The following is a 22142-nucleotide window of genomic DNA, read 5'->3' as shown; positions in this document are numbered from 1 at the left end:
TGTAGCTTTCATATATCGGATGTCCAATCTCGTGGGTGACGATTCGTTGCCTGAAACAAAGGTTTCCGTCGAAGCCGGCCGCTCGTGAAAAGGCCTCGAAACGGCGAAAGGGAGTTTGTCTTGCTACAGTGCCCCGAACTGCCGACGCTGCCGGAAGACGTGGAAATGGTCGATTTCAGCGGGCGACTTTCGCCTGTCATGCTTGCGTCCGGCCGGCGGCTTGCCGGGCCGGCGGTAAAGGAAATGGATATCCGCCAGGCGTTTGAGCAGGTGACCGCCGCCTATGGTTTCCACGGTTTCATGGTGATGGTCGTGCCGGACAAGGCGTCGCGCAGCCTGTCGCAATCCGTGGTCATGACCAACTGGCCGAAGGATTTCCTGGCAAGCTACGATGCCGCCAGCATGATGGCCGGCAGCCCCGTCATCGCCCGGCTGCAACGCAGCACCGTTCCCTTCACCTATGACACCGAGCTTGATTCCCGCAGGCGTTCAGACGGCAAGGCGGGCGCCGTCGTCAACCTGTTCGTGCAGGCGCATCTCAGGCGTGGCGTCTATCTTCCGGTACACGACGTGCGCGGCACCTGTGGCGCTGTCGCCTTTGGCGGCGACCGCGAGCCGGTCGATGCCGGCGAGTTGAAGGAACTCACCTTCGTTGCCGGCTATCTGTTCAGCCGCCTCAGCGACATCCGGGAAAGGCGCCCCCGGACACCCGGCACATTGTCGCGCCGCGAAATCGAATGCCTGCATTGGGCGGCTGCCGGAAAAACCACGACCGAAATGGCAAAGATTCTCGCGCTTTCCGAATATACCGTCAATCATTACCTGAGCCGCGCGACCCGCAAGCTCGATTCCGTCAACCGCGTGCAGACCGTTGCCAAGGCGATCCGCGCGGGTCTGATCAGTTGACCGGCCCGGTAATCGGGCGGCGAGGCGGCGCAAACCCTGGGCGCAGGGCAGGCTGATGGCGGAACCGATGGAAAAAGATGAGCCGCGTGCCGGAGACTTCACGTCCGAGATCGCGGCGCTGGAGACGCAGTTCGACGCGATCCGCTACATGAAGCGAACCACCCAGGCTTTCGGCTTCAAGGTATTCCTGATCTGCACCGTGCCCTCCTTCGATGCGGAAAAGCTTTCCGGCGCCGCGATCCTCTCCAACATGCCGGCCGAGCTGGTCAACAAATATGACAGTGTTTCCCTCCTGAAGCACAGCACGGGCATTCGTCGCCTGAAGGAAACCACGACGCCCTTCCAACTGACCCTCGACGAATGGGAGAGGGAGAGCGGCGACGTCAGGCAATTTGACGGATATATTGCGCTTCTGCGCGAGCACGGCATCTTCCAGGCGAATTATTTCCCGGTTCACGATGCCAGCGGCAACCGCGCCACGGTCATCTGGATGGGAAAGCACGTTGACCTGCCGATGGCGGCAATGATGGAACTGCAAATGATCGCCATCCATGTCTACAATCGCCTGGCAGAGATCGGCACGGTCTGGAAGGACAACAGCATCAACCTGTCCGAACGGGAGATCCAGTGTCTCAGCTGGACGGCGGCCGGCAAGACCAGTTCGGAAATCGCCGGGATCCTCGGCCTGTCCGAACATACCGTCAATCACTATCTCAATCATGTCAGCAAGAAGCTGGATGCCGTCAATCGCACCCAGGCTGTCGTCAAGGCCATGAAGAAGGGCTATATCAGCTGATCTTTCTTTTCACCGGGAACGGGGTCTGCCCGCCGGTATATTAGACGAACATTAAGATTTGCGGTGCACCTTGATCGCCGGTGGAATGATTTCATCGGGAGGGCACCTGAACAGGTCCCGTTGCCGCCATGCGGCGCGGATTCCGCAATGCCTTGACGTTCTGCGCGCCGCCGTTTTGAAAGCGGCTGTCTCGGCTCAAGTCCATCCTCCGCATTTTTCCCTCTGACGACGCCGGAGATCGCAATCTCGCGGCCCGCCATTCGCTGCCATTGCGCTTTCAAGGATAAGAGATGCTGTTCAAGACTGCGACCTCCCGAAATATCTTTTCCGTCGTTGCGACCGGGCTTTTCGCCACGGTCGTCACCGCCGGAACGCTGTTCTTCATCTCCTATTCCGAGGTCAAGCGGCGCAGCGTCGATGAAATGAACGCCGCTGCCGCCCTGACTGCCGCCGATCTCAAGGCACAATTGAGCCAAGGCCTGCAATTGGTCAGCGCCTTCCAGAGCGTCTTTACCGCCACCGAGGCGTCGGGAAGCGCGGATCGCGCCGCAACCGATGCGATCCTCAAGAAGACGCTCGAGGACAATCCCTTCGCGCTTGGCGTCTGGACCGGCTGGGAGCCGAACGCCTTCGACGGCAAGGATGCCGACTACGCCAATGCGCCGGGTCACGACGCCACCGGCCGTTATGTCCCCTATTGGGTGCGCTCCGGCGCCGACATCATCGTCTCCGCGCTGGTCGACTACGACAAGCCCGGCCTCGGAGACTACTACCAGCTTCCCTTCAAGTCGCAGAAAACGGTCGTCATCGAACCCTATAAATACACGATCGACGGCAAGGATGTGATGATGACCACGCTGGCCGGCCCGGTCACGGTCGCCGGCAAGCCGCTCGGCGTTACCGGGGTCGATATCGCTCTCGACAGCCTGACCGCAAGACTTGCCGAGATGAAGCCGCTCGGCGACGGCAATGTGGCGCTGGTCTCGCAGGGCGGCAATTTTCTCAGCCACGTCGACGCCGCCAATCTCGGCAAGTCCTTCAAGGACAGCAGCATCGACGCGGAGGCCTGGCAGCGGATGATCGACCATCCCGGTACGCCGGTCGAGACGGTCGGCGCCGACGATCGTGCTTTCCTGTCGGTCGCCGTTCCCGTGCAATTGCTGCCGGATACCGCCTGGTACGCCGTCGTTTCCGTGCCGCAATCGACAGTCTTTGCCTATCTGACGCGCATGGCATGGGTCTCGGTGATCATCATCGCCGTCGCCTCGGTCCTGCTTGTCGTCCTCGGCATCCTGATCTCCAACCGGTTCCGCCGCCGCCTGCAGGCCATCGTCAATGCCACCGGCGAAATTGCCAGCGGCAATACCGCCGTCGCCATCGCCGATGAGGAACGCGAGGACGAAATCGGCGGAATGGCCCGGTCGCTTGCCATCCTGCGCGATGCGTCGATCGCCAAGCAGCGCCTCGAGACGGAAGCGGATCAGACCCGTATGCTCGCGGAGGACGAGCGTCGCCGCCGCACTGAGGAGGGCGAAGAAAGCGACCGCCAGATGCGCTTTGCCGTCAGCGAACTCGAGACCGGCCTGCAACGCCTTGCCGACGGCGATGTGACCTTCCGGCTGGCAACGCCCTTCATCGGCGCGCTGGATGCATTGCGCGAGGATTTCAACCGGTCGATGGCCACATTGCAGCAGACGTTGCAATCGGTCGGCGCCAATGCGCTGGGCATCCAGGCCGGTTCCGCGGAAATCCGTGCCGCCGCCGACGATCTCGCCAAGCGCACCGAGCAGCAGGCCGCCTCCGTCGAACAGACGGCCGCGGCACTCGATGAAATCACCGCCTCGGTGAAGGATTCGACAGTGAGGGCCGAAGAGGCGGGACAACTCGTTGCCCGGGCAAAATCCGGCGCGGAGACCTCCAGCACGGTGGTCAGGAATGCCATCGATGCGGTTGGCGAGATCGAAAGCTCCTCGCAGGAGATCAGCAGCATTATCGGCGTGATCGACGAGATCGCCTTCCAGACCAATCTTCTGGCGCTGAATGCCGGCGTCGAGGCGGCCCGTGCCGGCGAGGCCGGCAAGGGGTTTGCGGTGGTGGCGCAGGAGGTGCGCGAACTCGCCCAGCGCTCGGCCAATGCCGCCAAGGAGATCAAGGCGCTGATTTCCAGGTCCGGCAATCAGGTCAAGACGGGTGTCGAGCTGGTCGGTCAGGCCGGCAGGGCGCTGGAAGCCATCGTTCACGAGGTCGACGAGATCAATCTGCGCGTCACCTCGATCGTCGATGCCGCCCGCGAACAGTCGATCGGCCTCAACGACATCAATCGTGCGGTCAATGTCATGGACCAGGGAACCCAGCAGAATGCGGCGATGGTGGAGCAATCCACCGCCGCCAGCCATGGGCTGGCCTCCGAAGCATCGGCCTTGACAGCACTGCTGGCAAATTTCTCGCTCGGTGAGATGTCACAGGCAGCATTGCGGCCTTCGGCACAGGCGGCTGGCAGCCATCGTCCCACGTCCACGTCCACGTCTGCGCCGGTCCGCAGCGCCAGCCAGCAGAAGTCCGCCCTTCGCCCTGCGTCGACGGTCACGCCGGCGGTGCAATCGCCAGCCCGCGCGCTTGGCCAGAAACTGGCCGGTGCCTTCCAGGGACATGGCACGCCGGCGCCGGCAAATGACGGATGGGACGAATTCTGATGATCGCAGCGATCGTTATGCCAGCATGTCCCAAAATCGGTCAATGCGGTCCATTCGGCCGTGCATCTGCACAAGAACCGGGCGCTGGCCGCCGCGTTCCCAGCGCAGGGGGCCGCGATTGGCGATAGATCGCGGGCCTCTTTAGAACTGGCACGCTTCCTGCTTGGGAGAGATTGGTCCAGAGGGGACCTCAACATGACGGCGCCCACGAAGGCTGCCGCGACGGACAAGGCCGCTTCGAGCCGCAGGTGATCCCGGATGAACGGACGCCGCGCGCATGAGGCGGCCTTTTCCGTCCGTACCCGCTTTTCCGCTCTTTCGCATTGGCGAAACTCTCCGGCTCGATTATCTAAGGCATATCGCGCAAGTACGTGCAGCGATTTTGCGACAACAACATGCGCAAAATCAAAGACCTGAAGCGCGGGAAGCGAATATGAAAATCGCGATGCGCGTTAAAAGCCCGCATTGCGCAGAGAAAGCCGGGCGCGCAACCGTTTCGTTCCGGCGGCAGGAGTGGATGAAATGGCCGACGTCACGAGGGAACAGGTTCTCGAAAAGCTGCGCGGCGTGCGTGGCCCCGATATGGACGGCAATATCGTCGATATGGGCCTCGTTTCCGATGTGTTCATCTCCGATTCCAAGGTCTATTTCTCGATCACCGTTCCGGCCGAGCGCGCCCGCGAACTCGATCCCCTCAGGGCCGCCGCCGAACGGGTGGTGAAGGATATTCCCGGCGTCAAGGGTGCCATGGTGGCGCTGACCGCCGACAAGAAGGGGACCGCGTCCTCCGCGCCGGTGCAAAGGCCCGCTGCCGCGCCGTCTCGCCCGGGCCACGCCCATGCAGGCCATTCCCACGCGCCAGCTTCTGGCCAGCGCCCGACACCGCCGAAGAAGTCGGGCATTCCGGGCGTCGGTGCCATCATCGCGGTCGCGTCCGGCAAGGGCGGCGTCGGCAAATCGACCACCTCCGTCAATCTGGCGCTGGCGCTCAAGGCCAATGGCCTGAAGGTCGGCATCCTCGATGCCGATATCTACGGTCCCTCCATGCCGCGCCTTTTGAAGATTTCCGGCCGTCCCGAGCAGATCGAGGGCCGGATGATCAAGCCGATGGAAAATTACGGCCTGAAGGTGATGTCGATGGGCTTCCTCGTCGATGAGGAGGTTGCGATGATCTGGCGCGGCCCGATGATCCAGTCGGCGCTTCTGCAGATGCTGCGCGAAGTCGCCTGGGGCGATCTCGACGTTCTCGTCGTCGATATGCCGCCGGGAACGGGCGATGCGCAGTTGACCATGGCCCAGCAGGTGCCGCTGGCCGGCGCCGTCATCGTTTCGACGCCGCAGGACCTGGCCCTGATCGACGCGCGCAAGGGCCTTGCCATGTTCCGCAAGGTCGAGGTGCCGGTGCTCGGCATCGTCGAGAATATGAGCTACTTCATCGCGCCCGATACCGGCGCACGCTACGATATTTTCGGCCATGGCGGTGCCCGCAAGGAGGCCGAGCGCATCGGCGTGCCCTTCCTCGGAGAAATACCGCTGACCATGGGCATCCGCGAAACCTCCGACGCCGGCACGCCGGTCGTCGCCTGCGAGCCGGACAGCCCGGTCAGCAAGGCTTATCGCGAAATTGCCGCCAAGGTCTGGGAGCAGGTTTCAGCCAGCGAGAAGGATGCGTCGCGGGCCATGCCGAATATCGTTTTCGAGTGATGGCGGGGGGGCGAATCCCCTTCGGACGCGGCCACGACTGCTTCGAAAACCGCTGCCGTCGCCGCGGTAAATGTTGACAGAGGGCGGGCCGCCATCGTTAAGTCCTTGGGCGACATTGTGGCGATCTGCCACTTTCGGCATTGCTTTTGAGCGTTCCTTGTTCCATATGCCTCCCCGCATTCGCAAGATGCAGCAGCGGCGTTGCCCTCGGTGGGCTCCGCATGACCGTGACGACCGTTTGAGCCTTTGTCCTGAGCGACGAGAGTTTGCCTATGCACCTGCAGCGAGCAGCTTCGACACAGTGCCGCCGGCTTTCACCGGTCGGTGAAAACCCGTCCGCCGCCCATCCGTGCGGCGGCGAGGCGAAGGCGTCCGCATGATCACCGCCTATCGCGCCAACGGCGAGGCGGTGAAGATCAGCGCGCTCGAACCGCCTGCTTTCCTGTCGCCCGATATTGTCTGGATCGACATGCTGCATCCCGGCAAGGGCGAGGATCTGCTGGTCGAAACCCTGCTCGGCATCGAAGTGCCGACCCGCGAAGACCTGAAGGATATCGAGCCTTCGAGCCGTCTCTATACGGATGGCGACGCGGTCTTCATGACCGCATCGCTGGTCTGCAAGGCGGAAGGCAACCGCCCGCAACTGGCCGATATCGCTTTCGTCGTGGCCAGGAATGTGCTGATCACGGTGCGCTACGACGAGCCCAAGGCCTTCGACCTGTTCATCGCGGCGATGCACCGCATTCCCGGCGGCTGCGCGACCGGAGCGCTTTTGGCGACCCGCCTGTTCGAAACCATTGTCGATCGCACGGCGGAGATCCTCGAGATCGCCGTTGCCCGGATCGACGAACTGTCGCAGCAGGTCTTCGGCGAGCGTACCGTCGGCAAGCGCCGGCCGCCGCATTACCTGGAAACCAAGCTGCTCGACGTTGCCACCCATCACCGATTGGTGGCAAAGACCCGCGACAGCCTGTCCTCGCTCTCGCGCGTCCTGACGTTCCTCTATACGGTGCCGGCCATCCAGGAAAACAAGGAAACCAGGGAACTCTGCCGGACGATTTCGCGCGATATCCAGTCGCTGTCGGAACACTCGTCCTTCATTTCCGGTAACATCACCTTCCTGCTCGATGCCTCGCTCGGCCTGATCAATGTCGAGCAGAATGCCATCATCAAGATTTTCTCGGTTGCCGCCGTGGTCTTCCTGCCGCCGACGCTGGTGGCCTCCCTGTACGGCATGAATTTCGAGTTCATGCCCGAGATACACTGGACCTACGGCTATCCCATGGCGATTGGTGCCATGGTGCTTTCGGCCATCGTTCCCTTCTATTTCTTCCGCTGGAAAGGCTGGCTTTAAAGCCGGAAACCTCAGATGTCCCATTCGGCCGCCCCCACCGGTACGCGCGAGAAGGATTTGCGCAAGCTCCTGGTTCTCGCGCTTGGCTCTGTCGGCGTCGTCTACGGCGATATCGGCACCAGCCCGCTTTATGCGTTCCGCGAAGCCCTGCGCCCCGTTGCCCATGACGGGGTCAGCCGGTTCGAGATCATCGGCCTGATTTCCCTGGTGATCTGGACGCTAACGATCATCGTGACGCTGAAATATGTGTTCTTCCTGCTGCGCGCCGACAATAATGGCGAAGGCGGTACGCTGTCCCTGCTGGCCCTCCTGATGAAATATGCTAGCACCCGCGCCAGCCGGCTTTTCTTTCTCGGCATTGCGGGCGCGGCACTCTTCATCGGCGATGCGATCATCGCGCCGGCCCTGTCGGTGCTGTCGGCGGTCGAGGGCCTCAAGCTCGTGACCCCGGCCTTGTCGCCCTATGTCGTGCCGATCTCGGTGGTCATCCTGCTTCTGCTTTTCGCCGTCCAGTCGCGCGGCACGGAAGCGGTGTCCAAATTCTTCGGTCCGATCATGGCGCTGTGGTTTATCGTTCTCGCCATTGCCGGGATCAATCATATCCGCGACGATTTCGGCATTCTGGCTGCCTTCAATCCCTACTACGCGGTCTATTTCCTTCTGCATGCCGGCTATGTCGGCATCGTCGTGCTCGGCGCCGTCTTCCTGACGGTGACCGGCGCCGAGGCGCTCTATGCCGATCTCGGCCATTTCGGCCGCAAGCCGATCCAACTGGCCTGGATCGGCCTTGTCTTCCCATCGCTGACGCTGAACTATCTGGGGCAGGGCGCCCTGGTGCTGAAGCATCCGGAGGCGATTTCCGATCCCTTCTTCCTGATGTTCCCCGAATGGGCGCTGTTGCCCGTCGTCATCCTGGCGACGGCGGCCACCATCATTGCCGCACAGGCCGTGATCACCGGCGCCTTCTCGCTGACGCGCCAGGCCATCCATCTCGGCTTCCTGCCGCGCATGGCGATCTTCCACACGTCGGAGACCCTGACCGGCCAGATCTATCTGCCCAATGTCAACATGCTGCTGATGTTCGGCGTCATGCTGCTGGTCTTCGTGTTCGGCTCGTCCGAATCGCTGGCGACGGCCTATGGCATCTCCGTGACCGGCGCCATGGTCGTGGATACGCTGCTTGCCTATGAATTCGTGCGGGCCCGCTGGAAATGGCCGCTCTACCTGACACTCGGCGTCCTTTTGCCGCTGCTTGCCCTGGAAATGATCTTCTTCGGCGCCAATATGCTGAAAATTCACGATGGCGGTTATGTGCCGGTCATGATCGCCGTCACCATCATCCTCATCATGTGGACGTGGAAGCGCGGCACGAAGATCCTGCACGACAAGACGCGCCACACCGATATTCCGCTCGCTTCCTTCGTCAAGTCGATAGAGCGCAAGAGCGAACACGCGCCGGTCTCGGTTCCCGGTACCGCCATTTTCCTGACGAGTGACCCGGAATCGACGCCGGCGGCGCTGTTGCACAATATCAAGCACAATCACGTCCTCCATGCGCAAAACTTCATCCTGACGATCCGCACCGCCAATATGCCGATCGTGCCGAAGGACCAGCGCGTCTCGGCCAGCAGTATTTCCGAGCGATTCAGCCTTCTTGAAATGCGCTTTGGCTACATGGAAACCCAGAATGTTTCGCAGGCGCTCGGCCTGTTCCGCAAGACCGGGCTGAAATTCGATATCATGTCGACCTCCTTCTATCTGGGCAGGCGCAAGCTGGTGCCGGATGCGCAATCGGGCATGCCGCATTGGCAGGACCGTCTGTTCATCGCGCTTGCCAATGCGGCGATCGATCCTTCGGATTACTTCCGCCTGCCCACCAACCGGGTGGTGGAACTGGGCTCGCACGTCATCATCTGAAGGCCCGGATAGTGCGCCATCGCCCGCGACGGGCGATGGATTACCCCTGTCCCTCCCTATTCCCGCAGTCCGCCATTAACCAAGCATCAAGGTTAATGCTTCATTGTTGCCCCAGGTTTGAAGCGGCAGGCGCGCGGTTGGCGTCGTCGTCACAGCTTTCTTGATGAACATTCGCGGGAATGCATCGCGGCACTTTGCCGAGGGATGACCCGTGTCTGCCAGTGCGTGGAGTGGTGTTGGTGCGTAAGAGTAGACGGTCCCTCGACAGGTTTCGCGTGCCCTCCCGGCGCTGGACTGTGCCCCTGATGCTCGGCATCGGACTGTTCGTCGGCTTTCCCACGGTTTCGGCCCATACGGATCTCGCAGCCTTCCTGTCCGGCATCAATCGCGGTGGCGAGCGCTGGCGGATGCATATGACCCGTTCTCCCGCGGGATCGCTGCACGAGGTGGAGATGGTCTTCAACGATCCGACCATCACGAACGCGATCGGCGACGGAGCGGGCATCGACCTGCCCGGCGGCGGGCAATTGTCGCTGTCGGCGGCAAACAAAAAGGCCGATCCGCGCACCGACGAGGAGCGCGTCAACCGCCGCGAGAAGAAGAGCCGGATCATCGCCGTGGCGCCGGTCGCGCCGCCCAAGGATTTTTCCGCCGGCTCAATCCTCGAGCGTACCAGTTCCCTGACGGAACCGATGTTCGAGGAACAGGAGCGCATGGTCTTCTCCAAGCCGAAAATCCTCGGCAAGGAAATCGAGATCGCCACCGCTTTCTACAAGAAACGGGCGCCGAAGCAGGATTCTGGCCTGTCGCCGATGCTGGCAAGCCTGGTCACCAATGAGAGGGCCGATGTGCTGGCCACGGCCTATGCCCCGCCGAAGCCGGATTATTCGCGCCAGTCGCCGTTCGATTCGATCCTGAAGAAGGATGAGGCCGATGGCCGCTTCATTCCGGATATCTCCCCGCAGGATCACGCCTGGGCGGCCAATCCGCTGCCTGCGGGCGTCTTTTCGCAGGCTGAGCAGAAATGCCTGACCGCCGGTATCTATTTCGAATCGCGCGGCGAAACCCTGAAGGGGCAGGCCGCCGTGGCGCAGGTCATCCTCAACCGCGTCCGCAACCCGGCCTATCCGGGCACCATCTGCGGCGTCGTCTACCAGAATAAGAGCTGGTACAATCGCTGCCAGTTCTCCTTTGCCTGCGACCGTATTCCCGACATCGTCTGGTCGCCGTCCCACTGGCAGACCGCCAAGGAAATCGCACTGGCCGTGACGGCGGGAAAAATCTGGTTTTCCGAAGTCGGTTCGGCGACTCACTACCACGCCACCTATGTGAAGCCCGACTGGGGCCCGACAATGGAGCGGGTCGCGAAGATCGGCAAGCATATCTTCTACCGCACTTACGGCGGCGGCTGGAGCTGACCCGGCCGCGGCGATTCCGCCCGGATTCCTGCGAGAGTCACCTGCGATCCAATTAAGTTATTGATATAAAACGAGAATATTGTCTTCTGGCAAGGCGCGTGGACGCCTTGACTATGGCAACACCTGAAACTATGTTGCGGCCGACTTCGAAACGGGCCGAACGGTGGCTTCAAATCCGGCCTTTGTATGACCGAATGCATGGTTTAAAGCCATGGGGCGGCGGCAACAGGAAGGAAGGCCACATGGCGGACAACCGGAAAGAAGGTCTGGAAGACCGGCTGAAACGCCTCGGTTCGCAACTGTCCGAAAAGCGCAGGGAAGATCCGAAATATGCTGCGGACGAGGCGCGGGCCGCCGAAAACCGCAAGGGCTATCAGGTCGCCGTGAAGCTTTCGAGCGAATTCGTGGCGGCGATCATCGTCGGTGCGCTTCTGGGCTATCTTCTGGATCGTTTTGCAGGTACAGGGCCGTGGGGAATGATCGTCCTTCTCCTGCTCGGCTTCTGTGCCGGCGTGCTGAACGTCCTTCGTTCGGCGGGCATGGTGGCGGCGCCCCGTCCCGTGGATCTGTCGGGCAAGGATGGCAAGAACGGAAGAGACGGCGCCTAGAGCCGCCGTTGCAAGATAGAGATGTCCACCGCAAGGCGGACCAGAACGAGAGAGAGCGGCTGTGGCAGGCGACAAGGTAGATCCGACCCACCAGTTTATGGTCAACAAGATCATTCCGATCGAAATCGGCGGCGTGGATTTTTCCTTCACCAACGCCTCGCTGTTCATGGTCGCGACCCTTGTCGTCGCAGCTGGTTTCCTTTATTTCACGACGTCGAAGCGCAGCCTGGTTCCCGGCCGCATGCAGTCCGTCTCCGAAATGTCCTATGAATTCATCGCCTCCATGCTGCGCGAAGGCGCCGGCTCGAGCGGCATGAAGTTCTTCCCCATGGTGTTCTCGCTGTTCATGTTCATCCTGACGGCGAACATGATCGGCATGGTCCCCTATTTCTTCACCGTTACCAGCCAGATCATCGTGACGTTTGCGCTCGCGCTGTTCGTGATCGGCACGGTTCTGGTCTATGGTTTTTATAAGCACGGCCTTGGCTTCCTCAATGTGTTCGTGCCCTCTGGCGTACCCGGCATTCTTCTGCCTCTCGTGGTTTCCATCGAAATCATCTCCTTCCTGTCCCGCCCGATCAGCCTGTCCGTTCGTCTTTTCGCGAACATGCTGGCCGGTCACATCACGCTGAAAGTGTTCGCAGGCTTCGTCGCCTCGCTCGGAACCCTCGGCGCGCTGGGCATCGGAGGAGCGGTTCTGCCGCTCATCATGACCGTGGCCCTCACGGGTCTCGAATTCCTCGTCGCCTTCCTCCAGGCCTATGTCTTCGCGGTACTCACTTGCATGTACCTCAACGACGCAGTGCATCCGGGTGGTCACTAGGGAATAGTCATGGCCTTTCCCGGTTTGCCGCCGGCGAAAGTACCAATCCAGCCGCAACAACCATTTCGAAGGAGAAAATCATGGAAGCGGAAGCAGCAAAGTACATCGGCGCAGGTCTCGCTTGCCTCGGTATGGCCGGCACGGCTCTCGGCCTCGGCAACATCTTCGGCAGCTACCTGTCGGGCGCCCTGCGCAACCCGTCGGCAGCAGACAGCCAGTTCGGCCGTCTCGTATTCGGCTTCGCCGTTACGGAAGCTCTGGGCATCTTCTCGCTGCTCGTAGCGCTGCTGCTCCTTTTCGCCGTCTGATAACGGCTTGAAGGCAGGGTCGCGGTCTTTCGTCCGCGACCCGCATCTTTTTAATGCACCTGGAGGTGAGCATGTTCGTGACCGCGGCCTATGCCCAGTCAACCACCACCGAAGGCGCAGAGACCCACGACGCCGCCGCCGGCGAGGTCCACACCGAAACCGGTGTAGCCCATGAAGGCGGACATGGCTCGGGAGTGTTCCCGCCCTTCGATTCTTCGACATTCGCATCGCAGCTTCTCTGGCTGGCGATCAGCTTCGGTCTTTTCTATCTCCTGATGTCGAAGGTCGTCATGCCGCGCATCGGCGGCATTCTCGAAACGCGCAGCGACACCATCGCCCGCGACCTCGATGATGCCTCCCGTTCGAAGGCAGAGGCGGACGCGGCGATTGCCGCCTATGAACAGGAACTGGCTGCGGCCAGGGCTCGGGGCAACGCCATCGCATCCACCGCGCGCGAAGCCGCAAAGACCAAGGCGGCAGCCGATCGCAGCGCGGTCGAGGCCAGCCTCAACGACAAGATTTCCGCTGCCGAGGCCCGCATCGCCGGTATCAAGGCAACGGCACTTGCCGATGTCGGCGCCATCGCCGAGGAAACCGCAAGCGCCGTCGTCGAGCAGTTGATCGGCGGCAAGGTATCGAAGGCCGAGATCGCAACTGCGGTCAAGGCATCAGCAAAGTAGGGAGAGCGTCATGGACTTGACCGCACTGGCCACATTCTGGGCCACCGTCGGCCTGGTGCTTTTCCTGGCACTGGTCGTCTATCTGAAGGTTCCGGCCATGCTGGCCAAGTCGCTCGACGAGCGGGCCGGCCGGATCACCAACGAACTGGATGAGGCCAAGCGCCTGCGCGCCGAAGCCCAGGCTCTGCTGGTCGAATACCAGCAGAAGCGCAAGGAAGCCGAAGCGGAGGCCGCCCATATCGTCGCCGCCGCCGAACGCGAAGCCGAGATGCTGACAGCCGAAGCCCGGCAAAAGACCGACGAATTCGTCGCCCGCCGCACCGCGCTTTCCGAGCAGAAGATAAAGCAGGCGGAAACCGATGCGATCAATTCGGTCCGCGCCACCGCCGTCGATATCGCCATCGCGGCCGCCGAGAAGGTTATCGCTCAGAAAGCCGATCCGCTGACGCAGGCGAGCCTGTTTTCAAAGTCGGTCAGTGAAGTGAAGACACGTCTGAACTGAACTTCGCCGATAGCGCATAAAATCAAAAAGGTCGGCTTGCGCCGGCCTTTTTTCATGTCGTCTCGCTGGTGGGGCGATGCGAAAGGCGAGGAAGGGTGTCGGAGTGCTAAGGAGCGCGTTGCCAGTTTCCGATCAATGATCGCGGCTTGCCGTCGGGGCCAGCGTCAGGCAGGCCTCCTCGAATTCCTTCATCGTTTCGGGATCGTTGTCGGCTGCCAGAACCGCATCGGTCGCAACGCCGTCGGCCGTACTGTCGGGGGTCTCGCCGTCATAGACGAAGGACTCGATGTAGAAGGCGAGGCCGCCCTTCCAGACCTTGCGGCCATCGATGTCCTTGCAGGCATAGGCGGTCTGCAGGTCGCTCTGCAACGCATCCGCCGTCGGCATGCCCGCGGGCGCGCTCTCCGATGCCGCGACGTTGCCGGTGGAGGCGCTGCCTGTCGCCATCAGGGACATCACGATAAGGCTGTAGATCATTTTTCGATCCTTTCGGCAGAATCGCCGGCGATTGTCACGAGCATGCTATAACCCGTCCGCTTTGCGCTTTGTTACTCCGGAAACGCCGACAACAAAAAAATCTCGTCCGAGGCTGCATACGGTCTCCTCATGAATCCTAATGCCGCAATCCCCACCTTGTTCCGTCTCGTTCGTCAGCAGCACCGGGCGGCCTCACATTTCGAGGCCTTCTTCCGATGCCTCGCCGTCCTTCCTGAGCGGCCGGAAGCTCATGCGGTGCAAGCGGCAGGGGCCGTGGCTGTCGATGGCAGTCCGGTGTCGCCGGGTCGCATAGCCGACATGCACGGCAAAGCCGTAGTCGGGAAAGACGCTGTCGGCGCGCGCCATCATCCGGTCGCGTGTCACCTTGGCGATGATCGAGGCGGCGGCGATCGACAGCGAGCGCGCATCGCCCTTGACGACGGCCCTTCCTTCGCAATGAAGGCCCGGCGGCACGTCGCGACCGTCGGCCAGCACCAGCGCCGGCGGCAGCGGCAGGCCGAGCACGGCGCGGCGCATCGCGTCGAGACTTGCCTTGCGGATATCCGTGCCGTCGATTCGCCCGGCGGCTGACGAGGCGATGGAGACGACGGCGGTGGACAGGATGAGGTCGAACAATTCTTCGCGCTTGCTGATCGACAATTGCTTGCTGTCGTTCAGACCCGGCGGAATATTGTCCGGATCGAGGATGACCGCGGCCGCCACGACGGGGCCGGCCAGAGGGCCGCGCCCGGCTTCGTCGGTGCCCGCCACCGGCCAGAGCCCGGCCTGCCGGGCGTTGGCTTCGAAGCTGAAATCGGGACCTTCGGCGGTTTCGAAAAGAAAGGGGGAATCGGGCAGCGTGCGTCGTATCATGCGGCGAAACTCGCACACTCGCCCGATTCCCTGCAAGTCCCGGCAGTGAGGCGGCTGCCGGGGGCTGGACCGATCGGGTCTCGGGGCGGAAACCGGACCGGTATTCAGTAATCCGGAAAACCCGGACATTCATATTGCGACGTGTCTCAGAGCAGCGACAATTGCACGCCGGTACCGAGCGGCGGCACGAAGAGATCGCAATTCAACGGACGCTTTGCCACATTCAGCTCAAGCCGCTTGGCGGCCATTTCGAAGCGTCGGCCGATCTGCCAGGCATAGGGGCCGGCACCTTTCATGCGCTTGCCGAAATCGGCGTCGTAATCCTTGCCGCCGCGCATGGACCGCACCAGCGACATGACATGGCGGTAGCGATCCGGATAATTGCGTAGCAGCCAATCGCGAAACAGCGGGCTCACCTCCAGCGGCAGGCGCAGGAGCACATAGCTTGCCTGCGTAGCCCCGGCGGCCTTGCCGGAATCCAGTATGCGTTCGATCTCGTGGTCGTTGAGTGCCGGAATGACCGGCGCTACCATCACTGTTGCCGGAATGCCGGCCTCGCTCAGGGCCTTGATCGCCTCCAGCCGCCTGGACGGCGTCGAGGCGCGGGGCTCCATCAGGCGGGCGAGCTTGCGGTCGAGCGTCGTCACCGACAGGCCGACCTTCGCCAGGCCCTTCTCGGCCATCGGAGCCAAGAGGTCGATGTCGCGCGTCACCATCGCCGATTTGGTGACGATCATCACCGGATGATCGGCCGCCTTCAGCACTTCGAGGATCTGGCGCATGATCCGCCATTCCTTCTCGATCGGTTGATAGGGATCGGTATTGGTGCCGATCGCGATCGGCCGCACCTTGTAACCGGGCTTTGCCAGTTCACGCTCCAGCAGTTTGGGCGCATCCGGCTTGGCAAACAGCCTTGCCTCGAAATCGAGCCCCGGCGAAAGGCCCATATAGGCATGGGTCGGGCGGGCGAAACAATAGATGCAGCCATGCTCGCATCCCCTATAGGGATTGACCGAGCGGTCGAAGGGAATATCCGGCGATTCATTGCGGCTGATGATCGAACGGGGTTTTTCGACCTGCACCTCGGTCTTGAAGGCAGGGAGTTCCTCGATCGAATTCCAGCCGTCATCCTCGGTCTGTCGCGACACAGGTTCAAAGCGCCCGGATGAATTGATCGCCGCCCCACGGCCGCGCCGGCGATCGATCTCGATGCGCAGCCCCGAACCGGCGATCATCGCCTCGGCCATATCCGCCGTATGGGCGGGTGCCAGGGCACCCTGCCTGATATGAGACAGTTCGTTCATGGGTTTCTCCGGGGAATGTGGCTTTCATTCCGGCTTTTCTGATTATTTTCCTATCCTGAAAATGAGAACAATGCAAGAACAAAAGTAACAGGCCCGGACGGTGGAGGGGGCTGATAAAGCGCAGGCAGGGAATTTACCTTGTTTGGCGGGAAGCCGTATGCAGCCCGTCGGCCGATGGAAATCCCGGCCGCAATAGGTTATGGACGGCGATGCTGAGCGTGATCATCGAAACCCGCGACAACGAGATCGAACTGACGCAAACCCTGTCGGTGTTGGTCGCCGGCGCGGTGGAGGGGCTGGTGAGTGACGTCATCGTGCTCGACCATGCCTCCCGCAATGCCGCCGGCCTCGTTGCCGATGCGGCGGGCGCGCGATATTGCACGGACTGGGATATGGCGGAGATCATCCGCACCGCCAGGGGGAACTGGTTCCTGCTTCTGGAAGCCGGCGCTCGGCCGACCGGACGCTGGATCGACGAGATCGCCGACCATGTCGCGCATGCCGGCTCTCCGGCCCGCTTCAGCCCCTCGCGCCATCACCGCCGGCCGCTGCTGCAGCGCCTCCTGAGGCGTCGCCCGCCGCTGGAGCTCGGTTTTCTCCTGCCGCGCGGGCAGGCGGCAGCGACCGCAAGGTCAGAAATGCCGCTTGCCGATTTCGTCGGGGGCAGAGGGATCGGCCGCCTATCCAGCGAACTCGTCCCCGCCTGGGCCGCGACCCGACGCGGCGCGGGTGCTTGATATCCCGACAATATAGGCTCGCCCAGCGAATCTATAGAATGAGGTCTACCTGCAATGAACCGGCCGGCGCTGTTTCGATTGGAACAGGAAGCGAGAACGCGTTATCCGCGCTTCAGGTGCTCGTCCAGCCGCGGCATAATCTCGACGAAATTGCAGGGCATGTGCCGATAGTCGAGCTGCTGTTTCAGGATGCCGTCCCAGGCATCGCGGCAGGCGCCGGGGGAGCCGGGCAGCACGAAGATGAAGGTGGAATTGGCAAGACCGCCGGTTGCCCGCGACTGGATGGTCGAGGTGCCGATCTTGTCATAGGAGATCCGGTGGAAGACCTCTGAAAACCCGTCCATGCGCTTTTCAAACAGCGGCTCCAGCGCCTCGGGCGTCACGTCGCGGCCGGTAAAGCCGGTGCCGCCGGTGGTGATCACCACGTCGATCGTCTCGGTCAGCGTCCATTCCCTCACCTGCGCTGCGATCAGCGCCTTGTCGTCGGCAACGATGGCGCGGGCTTCGAGCCTATGGCCGGCATCGGTGATGCGCGCGGCGAGCGTATCGCCGGAGCGATCGTCGGCCAGCGTGCGGCTATCGGAAACGGTCAGCACCGCGATGCCGACGGGGACGAAGGGGCGCTCAGAAAGGCTCATGATAATTCTCCTGTCCGCTCGTGCTGGTGCAGGCCAGCACATACCAGTCCGGATGACGGCTTGAAAGGATTCTGGCCGCTGCGTCCCTCGCGGGCATACTGGAAAACAGCCCGAAACAGGTGGCGCCCGAGCCGGACATGCGCACCAGTTGCGCCCCGGCTTCATGGAGAGCATCGGATACCGCGCCGATAACCGGCGCAATCGCCCGGGCCGGCGGCTCCAGGTCGTTGCGCATGGTCCTGAGGGCGTCGATCCAGCCATCATCAGCCTGCCAACCCTGCGGAAGGTTCAACGGTGCATTGCATTTCTCGGAAAGGGCGCCAAAGATCGCCGGCGTCGCGACTGCGACGCGCGGATTGACGAGCAGCATCGGAAAGGCCGGAAAGCCGGAAAGAGGCTCGATCGCATCGCCGATGCCGCGCGCCACCAGCGGTCGGCCTTCGAGGCACATCGGCACGTCGGCGCCCAGATGCAGCGCAAGCGCTCGCAAGCGCTCGTCGCCCGGCGAACCCTTCCAAAGCTCCATCAGTCCCATGAGAGCGGCCGCCGCATCGGCGGAGCCGCCTCCGATGCCGGAGGCGACCGGCAGGTTCTTTTCGAGATGGAGATGGACCGGCGGGGCTTCGATGCCGCGCCCGCTCAGTTCCGCTCGCAAAAGGTCGCGCGCCATCAAAACCAGATTGCCAGATGCGCCATCGCCGGAGAGCGGCAGATCCCCGGAAAACTGCCCGGAGACGGTGAAACGGTCCTCGTCGGACAGGGAAAGGCCGATGCGATCGCCCGCATCGGCGAATGTCACCAGGCTTTCGAGCAGATGGTAACCATCCGCTCGCTGGCCAACGACATGCAGCGCCAGATTGATCTTGGCGGGTGCAAGGCGCGTCAGCGCAAAGCCGTCAATGCCACGACCGGGGTGCATCGGCCGGCGAAATCAGGATTTCTTGCCCGGCGTGGCAGTGCCCGGTGCCACCTCTTTCGGCAAGGTTTCCCTGGCCGCGTCGGCCGCTGCCGGAACCTTGGCTTCGATCGGCGGCAGGCCGTTCTCGATCTTGGCCTTGATCTTCGGGATTTCGGCTTCCTCGGGCTTCAGCGCCAGCGTCTGGTTCCATTGGAATACGGCTTCCAGCTTGCGGCCGACCCGCCAATAGGCATCGCCCAGATGGTCGTTGATCGTCGGATCGCCTGCCATCAGTTCGGCAGCCCGTTCCAGCTCCGTCACCGCGTCGTCGAAACGGTTCATGCGGAAATAGGCCCAGCCGAGCGAATCGACGATATAGCCGTCGTCCGGCTTCAGCTCGACCGCCTTGCGGATCATGTCGAGGCCTTCTTCCAGGTTGATGTTCATATCGACCCAGGAATAGCCGAGATAGTTCAGCACCTGCGGCTGGTCGGGGTTGAGTTCGAGCGCCTTCTTGAAGCTCGGCTCGGCCCTTTCCCAGATTTTCTGGCGCTCATAGGCGATGCCGCGCTGGAAGAAGACCGTCCAGTCGCCGCGCTGCGGAACCGGGCCGATCGCCTTGACGGCACGGTCGTAGACCAGCCCCATCTCCTTGTAGTCCTTGGCATCCGACAACACGCTGCCATAGGCGAGATAGCTGCGCACATCCTGGGGGTCGAGTTCGATCAGCGCCTTCAGGTGGGTCTTGGCTTCATCCACCTTGCCGATCGAGGCAAGAGTGAGCCCGAGCTGCATTTCCGACAGCCGCCGCATCGGCGAATTTTCCGGCACGCTCCTGTAGAGCGCGATTGCCCGCTCCGGCTTTTTCAGGTTTTCCGCAATGCCGCCGAGCATGACAAGAATGTCGGCGCTTTCCGGATCGAGCGCCCGGGCGATCTGCAGATAGAGGGAAACGATATCCTCGGCACCATCGCGGTTGAGCGCGGCACCGATCGAGAACAGCACGGCGGAAGCCCCCTGGGCTGCGCTGCGCACCTGCTGTTCCTGCGGCTTGCCGTCCTCGATGCTCTTGCGCAGCGCCTTCAGCGGCGCGTAGTTGGAAATGAAGTTTTCACCGACGGAGACGGCGTCGAGCGCCTTCTGCCGGTTGCCGTCACGCGCTTCCAGCTTGGCGAGCGCCACGACGGCGCGCATGAAGGTGTCGGGTGCCGCGGCGCCGCCCTCGCGGTCGAGAACCGCATCGTTCAGCTTCGAGCGTGCTGTGGACTTGTCGCCTGCGGCAAGGGCGATGGCGCCCTGGTGGTAGGCCTTGAAGATACCGAACCAGGCGGGGCCTTCCATCGCCTGGATTTCCGCCACCGCTTCCTTCGGCTTGCCTTCGCCGGCCTTCGCCCATCCCAGCAGAAGGCCGTTCATCAGCCGGTCGAGGTCGTTCGGGCCGTCATAGTTGAGGATCTTCTGGGCGTTGCGATATTCGCGCTTGCGGATCGCCTCGGCGGCGCGGGCGATGGTTGTGATGCGCTCGACCGAGGAATCCGACTTGAGATCGCGGGCGATCTTTACGCCTTCGTCGAAATCTCCGTTCATCAACAGCGTGATCATCAGCCGCTGCTTCACATCGACATTGTCCGGCTGGAATTCCAGCGCCGTCCGGTAGAGTTTCGTGGCCATGTCGAGGTCGTGATCGACATCGGCGGTGCGGGCAGCAAGGAAGGAACCCGAAAAACTGTTGACCGAATTGACGTCGAAGGGCTTGCTTTCCTCCACCGCGGCCTTTTCCTCGGCAAATCCCTGGGAAGCACCGGAAAGGGATGCGAGGGCCAGGAATGCTACGCCGCTGAGCAGGCGAAGAAGGTGTTTATGCCGCATGACAAGCCTTTCGTTACGGGCAGCACCCCTTGGCGCCGTCGCCGGATTCGCGCGGAATCAGTCCCAAATCATTAACGCATATCCCCGCCAACCGGAATCGGTTTGAGCACGGGGCAAAACGCAAATTCGTCCATTGCCGCAAGGCCAGCGCATCCGTTCGGTGTTGCAAACCGGGGCAAGGTGGTCATGGTGACCGAACAGAATGGCTTTTTTGGCGCAACCGACACCTATTCCTGCAACTATGGATCAAGGCTGGTCCTTCAGTTGCCAATCTTCAGCTTACCCGGTCGATACAGAAATCGATGATTTCCAGAAGAGCGGCCTTCCAGGGCGATTCGGGCAGCGGTGCCAGCGCATCGCGGGCGATCGTGCCGTAATGCTGGGCGCGGGCGATCGTGTCGGTCAGCCCGCCATAGCGGCTGATCAGCCCGAGCGCCCTTTCCAGATTCTGGTCGCTGCTCTCGCCGCCTTCGATCGCCTCGCGCCAGAAGCTGCGCTCCTCGGCGGTGCCGCGCCGGTAGGACAGGATCACCGGCAGGGTGATCTTGCCTTCGCGGAAATCGTCGCCGACATTCTTGCCGAGATCGGCGGCCTTACCGCCGTAATCCAGCACGTCGTCGACCAGCTGGAAGGCGAGGCCGAGATTCATGCCGTAGGATTTGAGCGCGTTGCGGCTTGCCTTGTCGGTTTTGGCGACGATGGGGCCGACTTCGGCGGCCGCCGCAAACAGCGCCGCCGTTTTGGCGCGGATGACGGAAAGATAGTCGTCCTCTGTCGTCTCCATGTTCTTGGCCACGGAAAGCTGCAGCACCTCGCCCTCGGCGATCACCGAGGCCGCCGTCGATAAGACATCGAGCGCGTCCAGCGATCCGACATCGACCATCATGCGGAAGGCCTGGCCGAGCAGGAAATCGCCGACGAGAACGCTCGCCTGGTTGCCCCAGATCATTCGCGCCGTCGATTTTCCGCGCCGAAGATCGCTTTCATCGACGACGTCGTCATGCAGCAGCGTTGCCGTGTGCATGAATTCGACCGAGGTTGCCAGCTTCACATGGGCATCGCCGGTAAAGCCGAACATGGAGGCGGAGGCGAGCGTCAGCATCGGGCGCAGCCGCTTGCCCCCGGACGAGATCAGGTGATTGGCCACCTCGGGGATCATCTGGACGTCGGAGCCGGCCTTCGACAGGATGAGCTGGTTGACGCGTTCCATGTCGGCCTTCGTCAGATCGACGAGCGGCTTGACGGATGCCTGTTTGTTTTTGCTGTCTTCCAGCGGTATCACTACGCCCACGCAAGGCACTCCTGTTCGAATTTCCGCTGGAACAATAGGAAGGGGCCCTTGTGGCGGCAAGAGGCGAATTGTCCCGCCTCCTTAAATAAGGCAGGAAAACGACCGATAATGAAGGAATTGATCCGCACCAACGATGCCGTCGTGCTTTCCTTTGCGCAAAGCCTGATGAAGGATGCCGGTATCGGCTGCTTCGTCGCCGATACCGGCATGAGCATATTGGAAGGTTCTCTCGGCCTTCTGCCGCGCCGTTTTCTGGTGGCCGAGGACGATGCCGCCGAGGCCCGCCAGATATTGATCGACGCCGGGCTGGAAGCGGAATTGCGGGATCAATGACCCTCTCGCCCAG

21 protein-coding genes are annotated in these 22142 nt (G+C 62.1%); 14 read left to right on the top strand and 7 right to left on the bottom strand.

Annotated features, from left to right (window positions below):
• Window positions 1-165 precede the first annotated feature (165 nt).
• From ASD31_RS10770 to ASD31_RS10715, 12 genes are all read left to right on the top strand, one after another.
• Window positions 166-906 (top strand): helix-turn-helix transcriptional regulator, encoded by a 741-nt coding sequence (locus tag ASD31_RS10770; protein ID WP_056332723.1) that lies wholly within the window; start codon window positions 166-168, stop codon window positions 904-906.
• Window positions 907-961: 55 nt separating this feature from the next.
• Window positions 962-1702 carry a LuxR family transcriptional regulator gene (locus tag ASD31_RS10765; RefSeq protein ID WP_056332720.1) on the top strand — a complete coding sequence of 247 codons (741 nt, stop codon included), beginning with the start codon at window positions 962-964 and terminating at the stop codon, window positions 1700-1702.
• A 290-nt stretch (window positions 1703-1992) separates the two neighbouring features.
• Window positions 1993-4395, top strand: a complete 2403-nt coding sequence (locus ASD31_RS10760) for a methyl-accepting chemotaxis protein (RefSeq protein WP_056332717.1) — start codon at window positions 1993-1995, stop codon at window positions 4393-4395.
• Window positions 4396-4917: 522 nt separating this feature from the next.
• On the top strand, window positions 4918-6099 hold the full coding sequence (gene apbC / locus ASD31_RS10755) for an iron-sulfur cluster carrier protein ApbC (protein WP_056332714.1): 1182 nt from the start codon (window positions 4918-4920) through the stop codon (window positions 6097-6099).
• 376 nt (window positions 6100-6475) lie between these two features.
• Window positions 6476-7453 carry a magnesium/cobalt transporter CorA gene (gene corA, locus ASD31_RS10750; RefSeq protein ID WP_056332712.1) on the top strand — a complete coding sequence of 326 codons (978 nt, stop codon included), beginning with the start codon at window positions 6476-6478 and terminating at the stop codon, window positions 7451-7453.
• 15 nt (window positions 7454-7468) lie between these two features.
• Entirely contained in the window at window positions 7469-9370 is a 1902-nt protein-coding gene (locus ASD31_RS10745; RefSeq protein ID WP_056332708.1) for a potassium transporter Kup, read from the top strand.
• Window positions 9371-9609: 239 nt separating this feature from the next.
• Window positions 9610-10788, top strand: a complete 1179-nt coding sequence (locus ASD31_RS10740) for a cell wall hydrolase (RefSeq protein WP_056333228.1) — start codon at window positions 9610-9612, stop codon at window positions 10786-10788.
• 242 nt (window positions 10789-11030) lie between these two features.
• Entirely contained in the window at window positions 11031-11396 is a 366-nt protein-coding gene (locus tag ASD31_RS10735; RefSeq protein WP_056332705.1) for an AtpZ/AtpI family protein, read from the top strand.
• A 61-nt stretch (window positions 11397-11457) separates the two neighbouring features.
• A complete protein-coding gene (locus tag ASD31_RS10730; RefSeq protein ID WP_274534260.1) occupies window positions 11458-12219 on the top strand; it encodes a F0F1 ATP synthase subunit A in 762 nt (253 codons plus the stop codon).
• 80 nt (window positions 12220-12299) lie between these two features.
• A complete protein-coding gene (locus ASD31_RS10725) occupies window positions 12300-12527 on the top strand; it encodes a F0F1 ATP synthase subunit C (protein WP_056332699.1) in 228 nt (75 codons plus the stop codon).
• A gap of 71 nt (window positions 12528-12598) precedes the next feature.
• Complete coding sequence (locus ASD31_RS10720) at window positions 12599-13207, top strand: F0F1 ATP synthase subunit B (protein WP_056332691.1); 609 nt, start codon at window positions 12599-12601, stop codon at window positions 13205-13207.
• 10 nt (window positions 13208-13217) lie between these two features.
• The gene (locus tag ASD31_RS10715) at window positions 13218-13709 is read left to right on the top strand and encodes a F0F1 ATP synthase subunit B (RefSeq protein ID WP_056332688.1); all 492 of its coding nucleotides are present in this window, start codon (window positions 13218-13220) and stop codon (window positions 13707-13709) included.
• Between the two features lie 132 nt (window positions 13710-13841).
• On the opposite strand, the gene ASD31_RS10710 is transcribed toward ASD31_RS10715, so the two are convergent.
• The 3 genes from ASD31_RS10710 to ASD31_RS10700 form a co-directional block, all read right to left on the bottom strand.
• Window positions 13842-14186 carry a hypothetical protein gene (locus ASD31_RS10710; RefSeq protein WP_056332685.1) on the bottom strand — a complete coding sequence of 115 codons (345 nt, stop codon included), beginning with the start codon at window positions 14184-14186 and terminating at the stop codon, window positions 13842-13844.
• Window positions 14187-14378: 192 nt separating this feature from the next.
• Window positions 14379-15059, bottom strand: a complete 681-nt coding sequence (locus tag ASD31_RS10705) for a ribonuclease HII (protein ID WP_056332682.1) — start codon at window positions 15057-15059, stop codon at window positions 14379-14381.
• A 146-nt stretch (window positions 15060-15205) separates the two neighbouring features.
• A complete protein-coding gene (locus tag ASD31_RS10700) occupies window positions 15206-16363 on the bottom strand; it encodes a PA0069 family radical SAM protein (protein ID WP_056332679.1) in 1158 nt (385 codons plus the stop codon).
• A gap of 209 nt (window positions 16364-16572) precedes the next feature.
• On the opposite strand from ASD31_RS10700, the gene ASD31_RS10695 reads away from it, so the two are divergent.
• Complete coding sequence (locus ASD31_RS10695; protein WP_056332676.1) at window positions 16573-17100, top strand: hypothetical protein; 528 nt, start codon at window positions 16573-16575, stop codon at window positions 17098-17100.
• A gap of 101 nt (window positions 17101-17201) precedes the next feature.
• Here ASD31_RS10695 and moaB read toward each other — a convergent pair whose 3' ends face one another.
• The 4 genes from moaB to ASD31_RS10675 all read right to left on the bottom strand — a co-directional run bounded on the left by moaB (window position 17202) and on the right by ASD31_RS10675 (window position 21796).
• Window positions 17202-17738 carry a molybdenum cofactor biosynthesis protein B gene (gene moaB, locus ASD31_RS10690; RefSeq protein WP_056332672.1) on the bottom strand — a complete coding sequence of 179 codons (537 nt, stop codon included), beginning with the start codon at window positions 17736-17738 and terminating at the stop codon, window positions 17202-17204.
• Entirely contained in the window at window positions 17725-18657 is a 933-nt protein-coding gene (locus ASD31_RS10685) for a 4-(cytidine 5'-diphospho)-2-C-methyl-D-erythritol kinase (RefSeq protein WP_056332669.1), read from the bottom strand. The genes moaB and ASD31_RS10685 overlap by 14 nt, the downstream gene beginning before the upstream one ends.
• 12 nt (window positions 18658-18669) lie before the next feature.
• Entirely contained in the window at window positions 18670-20505 is a 1836-nt protein-coding gene (locus ASD31_RS10680) for a tetratricopeptide repeat protein (protein WP_056332666.1), read from the bottom strand.
• Between the two features lie 274 nt (window positions 20506-20779).
• Window positions 20780-21796, bottom strand: a complete 1017-nt coding sequence (locus ASD31_RS10675) for a polyprenyl synthetase family protein (protein ID WP_056332663.1) — start codon at window positions 21794-21796, stop codon at window positions 20780-20782.
• Between the two features lie 108 nt (window positions 21797-21904).
• Here ASD31_RS10675 and ASD31_RS10670 point away from each other — a divergent pair, with 108 nt between their 5' ends.
• Window positions 21905-22129 carry a DUF2007 domain-containing protein gene (locus tag ASD31_RS10670; RefSeq protein WP_056332660.1) on the top strand — a complete coding sequence of 75 codons (225 nt, stop codon included), beginning with the start codon at window positions 21905-21907 and terminating at the stop codon, window positions 22127-22129.
• Window positions 22130-22142 lie beyond the last annotated feature (13 nt).

Source organism: Rhizobium sp. Root482, assembly GCF_001426565.1.
Classification (GTDB): Bacteria; Pseudomonadota; Alphaproteobacteria; order Rhizobiales; family Rhizobiaceae; genus Pararhizobium.
The sequence above is the reverse complement of the archived record's forward strand: the minus strand, read 5'-3'. Positions and strand labels throughout refer to the sequence as shown.